This is a genomic window from Acinetobacter sp. ANC5681, assembly GCF_023488045.1.
Lineage (GTDB): Bacteria > Pseudomonadota > Gammaproteobacteria > Pseudomonadales > Moraxellaceae > Acinetobacter.
In genome coordinates, this window is record NZ_JAMFKZ010000061.1 from 1 (window position 1) to 3,966 (window position 3,966).

Here is a 3,966-nt window from a genome sequence, read left to right on the forward strand (position 1 = left end):
CTAAGAAAATCGCAAAAGTGCGTATTCTAAAAGCGGACATTTTTACTTTGGAGAAACCGGACATTTCTACTTTGGGCTTACAAAAGCTGTTAGAAACCATTTAAAGTGTCTGTATTCTCACCAATAAAAATGTCTGGTCTATGATGCGCATCAACATCATGGACTGGATATGAATCGAGATGCTGATCACTATGTCTGACAAGGAAATACAACGTATTGCAGTGCTGCAAGATGTTCGAGATCAACGTATTACACAAGTCCGTGCTGCTGAAATTCTGAATCTTTCAACCCGTCAAATTACCCGGTTATTGCACAAGCTCAAGCAAGATGGTGTTTCAGGTCTGGCGCATGCCAGTCGTGGTCAACCTGGCCATCATCGCCATGATGAAGCCATAAAGTCTGAATGCCTTTCCCTTATTTCTGAACATTTGCTTGGCTTTGGGCCCACCTTGGCGCATGAGAAGCTCAGCAGCATGTTTGGGCTGAATATTCCTGTGGAAACGATTCGTCGCTGGATGACTGCCAATGAGCTCTGGATTCCGCGATCCAAGCGTCTGAAACGTCCATATCAGCCTCGATATAACCGGGATTGCTTTGGTGAACTGATCCAGATCGATGGCTCTTATCATGACTGGTTTGAAGGACGATCGGCCAAATGCTGTTTGCTGGTTTATATCGATGACGCGACTGGAAAACTGTTGCATCTGCGCTTTTGTGAGGCTGAAACGACCTTTGACTATATGCTTTCAACCCGAGCCTACATTGAGCAATACGGCAAGCCGCTGGCCTTTTATAGCGACAAACATTCAGTATTCAGAGTGAACCAGAAATCCAGCCAAGATAGCCAGATCACGCAATTTGGCCGGATTCTCAACGAGTTAAACATTGATATTATCTTCGCCAACTCACCGCAGGCCAAAGGTCGCGTAGAACGTGCCAATAGAACACTTCAGGATCGTCTGATCAAGGAGATGCGCCTGAAAGGCATCTGCTCGATTGCCGAAGCCAATGCATGGCTGCCCTGCTTTATTGAGCATTTCAATCAGAAGTTCGCCAAGTGTGCGAGAAATTCCAAGAACTTGCATCGCCCTTTAACCGAATCTGATCTTGAACTGGAGGATATTTTCACCTGGCAGGAACCACGTAAGGTCACTAAGAATCTGACCATCACCTATGACAAATGTATTTATATGCTTGAGCCAACAGTACTGAATCATAAGCTGGTTGGGCAATACATTTCATTTCTGGAGTATCCAGATGGCACTGTGGCCATCATGCATGAAGGACGGAAGATCAACTATAGCGTCTTCAATAAACTGGCTGGACTGCAGCAAAATGAAGTGGTTGAGAATAAACGGTTAGGCGCAGTCCTAGCTCATATTCAACAGCAACACGAAGAGTTGGAAAAACAGAATAAACGTTCCCGTCTCAAGAAAAGTATGCCGAGCCGTAAAGCTCAGAAAGCTGTTATTGAACAAAGAAATTTAAATCCTGTGCTTGACTCTTATGGTTAAAAACAGGACATTTTAAATGGTTTATCGCATAGACATTTTAATTGGTGAATAACAAAAGCATTTCGTATAAGGTGTATTATGTTAATTTTAGGGAAATTAATCAGTTGATGAAAAATGAAAATAGGAATTTTTTGGTTTTTGCAAAAGCAAGTTATCGGCATAGCTCATCCATTCAATTTAAATGATGCAGATTCAATAGGCTTAATTGATAGTCCATATACACATGTCGATTATTGGAAAAATATGCAAAGTGTATACGCAGAACTACGTCATTATGAATATGAACAGATTCCAAGGGGTAGGGTAATTTTCGACGCAAATAAAGGAAAAGCAATCGTGTATATGGACAAAAAATTATTTAACACAGTAACAGCCACTAAAATTTATGATTTCTTTGATATAGATTCAGAAAATGCTATTCCAAGAAAAGATCCTCACTATCGTACTTAATTGTTTAATTTAGGCTAAAATGAAATTCTCTTTTAATAGGGGTATGAAGATGAGAAAGCGTTTAAAAGACTATAGCCTTGATCAAGTTTCAAATCGCCAAAAGGTTTCAGGTCAAGTATTACCAATTCAATTTAGCAATGATGAAGCAACAAAACGTGTTGTGATGCACAGTGCTAAACGAGTTATTAAGCAGCATAAAGCAGAACTTCAAGAGCTTGCTTATAAATGAGTTTGATTAGCTCAACATTCGTGATCGCTGTACATGATGAGATCCTATTACAAACTGGCGTGGGGCGAACAGGCTGTCATATTGAAAAGCTAGAAAGCGTATTAAGCCGTATAGATCAGCAGATGTATTACAGCAATGTAAGCGACATTTTTGAGATCGCAGCATGGTTTGGTATTGCTATCTCAAAAGGTCATGCTTTTGTTGATGGTAATAAAAGAACTGGTTTAGCTGTAATGCTGACTTATCTAGAAATTCAAGGTGTTACCATTCAGGAACAAACAGGTTTAGATGATTTGATGGTCGATATTGTTGAATCACAAGAAGAACATGAATTGTTAGCCAAAATTGTGGCTGAATTCTTATACGAGCTTTCGATAATTTAAACTAAGAAATCAGAATCTGAATATTTGGATCATCGATATTCGATAAAATATTCTTATAAATTAAATAATTTTCATCCTCTCGGCAGATAAAAAATACTTCTGCAACATGATCATATTGAGGCAACATAGAGAGTATGGTGCCAATCGCAATTTCAGCAGCCTTTTGAGGTGGAAAACCATAAACACCTGTACTAATACATGGAAAAGAAACAGTGAGTGCATGAATTTCATTAGCTTTGAATAGTAGATCTCTTGCGAAAGTCATTATTGAAAATTTATCCGGTTTACCAGTGCAGCGATTAAGTTAATGCGTAAACCGAATCTTTTCCGTCTATTTCGATAGCGTTCACTTAATATTCTAAATGTCTTCAATTGACTATTGATGTGTTCGATCACAACTCGTATTTTTCCAATCATTTTATTGTACTTTTTCTCAACATCAAATAAGGGTATATTCTTCTTTTTCTTTATTGGCATCAATAATTTAAAGCCATCTTGCTCTAATCCGTAGTACCCTAAATCGGTCATAACATATTCACAATGTTTGAATTTCTTAACCGTTTTTCTTGCCAGTTTAATGTCATGCTGACTGCCATTCGATATATCTAGCCCTATGATTTGTTTGCTCTTCGGATGATAGATCACTTGTGCTTTTAGCGTATGTTTCTTCTTTTTACCACTGTAGAACTTACTCTGATTTTTTTTTCGGGCGTTCTATTGAACATTCTGTCGCATCGATAATGACCCAGTTAAAGTGTTCGTCTGCTGTGGTAATGCTTCGTTTTGGCAGAGTAAAACATCTTGATTTCATCAATGCATCTTCAACCTTTTTAATGGTTCGATTCACATTACTTTCAGCGATATGGTAGTGTGCCGCCAATTCCAGTTGAGTACTGTAGTTACGTAAGTAATTGAGCGTTAATAACAACTGATCCTCTATAGCTAAAGTATGAGGACGACCTGATTTCTTTTTGAGTGATTCTGCTTTTTCTAAAACATCTACCATTTCGGTAAAAACTGGTCGAGGTACGCCAACCAAGCGTTTAAATTCAGAATCTGAAAAACGATTTAAGTTCTGATATCTCATGAAACTTAGATTGAGGTGGTTTTTACTTTCGCAAGAGATCTAGTGCATTACTATAAGCATCACAAAGCAATTGTGGCTCATTGTGTTCGCCATCTAACCATCGTGGTCCAACCGCATGAATAAGGTATTTAGCAGGCAGATTACCTGCTGTTGTTACTTCTGCTTGACCTGTAGGGCATCCACCTTTTTCTTGATTTAGACGGTAATCCCCCCTAAAAATAATAGGATCTAAAAGTAGAATTTTCTCTTAAGATACGAGCAGGAGATTCTGCATGAAAACATCTAAATTTACTGACAGTCAGA

The 3,966-nt window shown here is 38.6% G+C and carries 6 protein-coding genes and 1 pseudogene; 4 read left to right on the forward strand and 3 right to left on the reverse strand.

Annotated features, from left to right (window positions below; genetic code table 11):
- Window positions 1-179: 179 nt before the first annotated feature.
- The 4 genes from M5121_RS15515 (at window position 180) to M5121_RS15530 (ending at window position 2,576) form a co-directional block, all read left to right on the forward strand.
- On the forward strand, window positions 180-1,514 hold the full coding sequence (locus M5121_RS15515; protein ID WP_249571671.1) for an ISNCY family transposase: 1,335 nt from the start codon (window positions 180-182) through the stop codon (window positions 1,512-1,514).
- Between the two features lie 114 nt (window positions 1,515-1,628).
- Window positions 1,629-1,964 carry a hypothetical protein gene (locus tag M5121_RS15520; protein ID WP_249571672.1) on the forward strand — a complete coding sequence of 112 codons (336 nt, stop codon included), beginning with the start codon at window positions 1,629-1,631 and terminating at the stop codon, window positions 1,962-1,964.
- 49 nt (window positions 1,965-2,013) lie between these two features.
- On the forward strand, window positions 2,014-2,193 hold the full coding sequence (locus M5121_RS15525; protein ID WP_016658770.1) for a hypothetical protein: 180 nt from the start codon (window positions 2,014-2,016) through the stop codon (window positions 2,191-2,193).
- A complete protein-coding gene (locus M5121_RS15530; protein WP_004769969.1) occupies window positions 2,190-2,576 on the forward strand; it encodes a type II toxin-antitoxin system death-on-curing family toxin in 387 nt (128 codons plus the stop codon). Before M5121_RS15525 ends, M5121_RS15530 begins: the two co-directional genes overlap by 4 nt.
- Window position 2,577: 1 nt before the next feature.
- Here the strand turns inward: M5121_RS15530 and M5121_RS15535 are convergent, their stop codons facing one another.
- The 3 genes and pseudogenes from M5121_RS15535 to M5121_RS15545 form a co-directional block, all read right to left on the reverse strand.
- Complete coding sequence (locus tag M5121_RS15535) at window positions 2,578-2,841, reverse strand: macro domain-containing protein (RefSeq protein WP_416232054.1); 264 nt, start codon at window positions 2,839-2,841, stop codon at window positions 2,578-2,580.
- Window positions 2,841-3,663 (reverse strand): IS5 family transposase gene (locus M5121_RS15540; protein WP_109439987.1). Its coding sequence is split into 2 segments (ribosomal slippage): window positions 2,841-3,281 and window positions 3,283-3,663, totalling 822 coding nucleotides; the frame shifts between segments, so codons are not numbered across the junction. The genes M5121_RS15535 and M5121_RS15540 overlap by 1 nt, the downstream gene beginning before the upstream one ends.
- Before the next feature lie 40 nt (window positions 3,664-3,703).
- Window positions 3,704-3,868, reverse strand: a pseudogene (locus tag M5121_RS15545) (macro domain-containing protein); the annotation flags it as partial.
- Window positions 3,869-3,966: the final 98 nt, after the last annotated feature.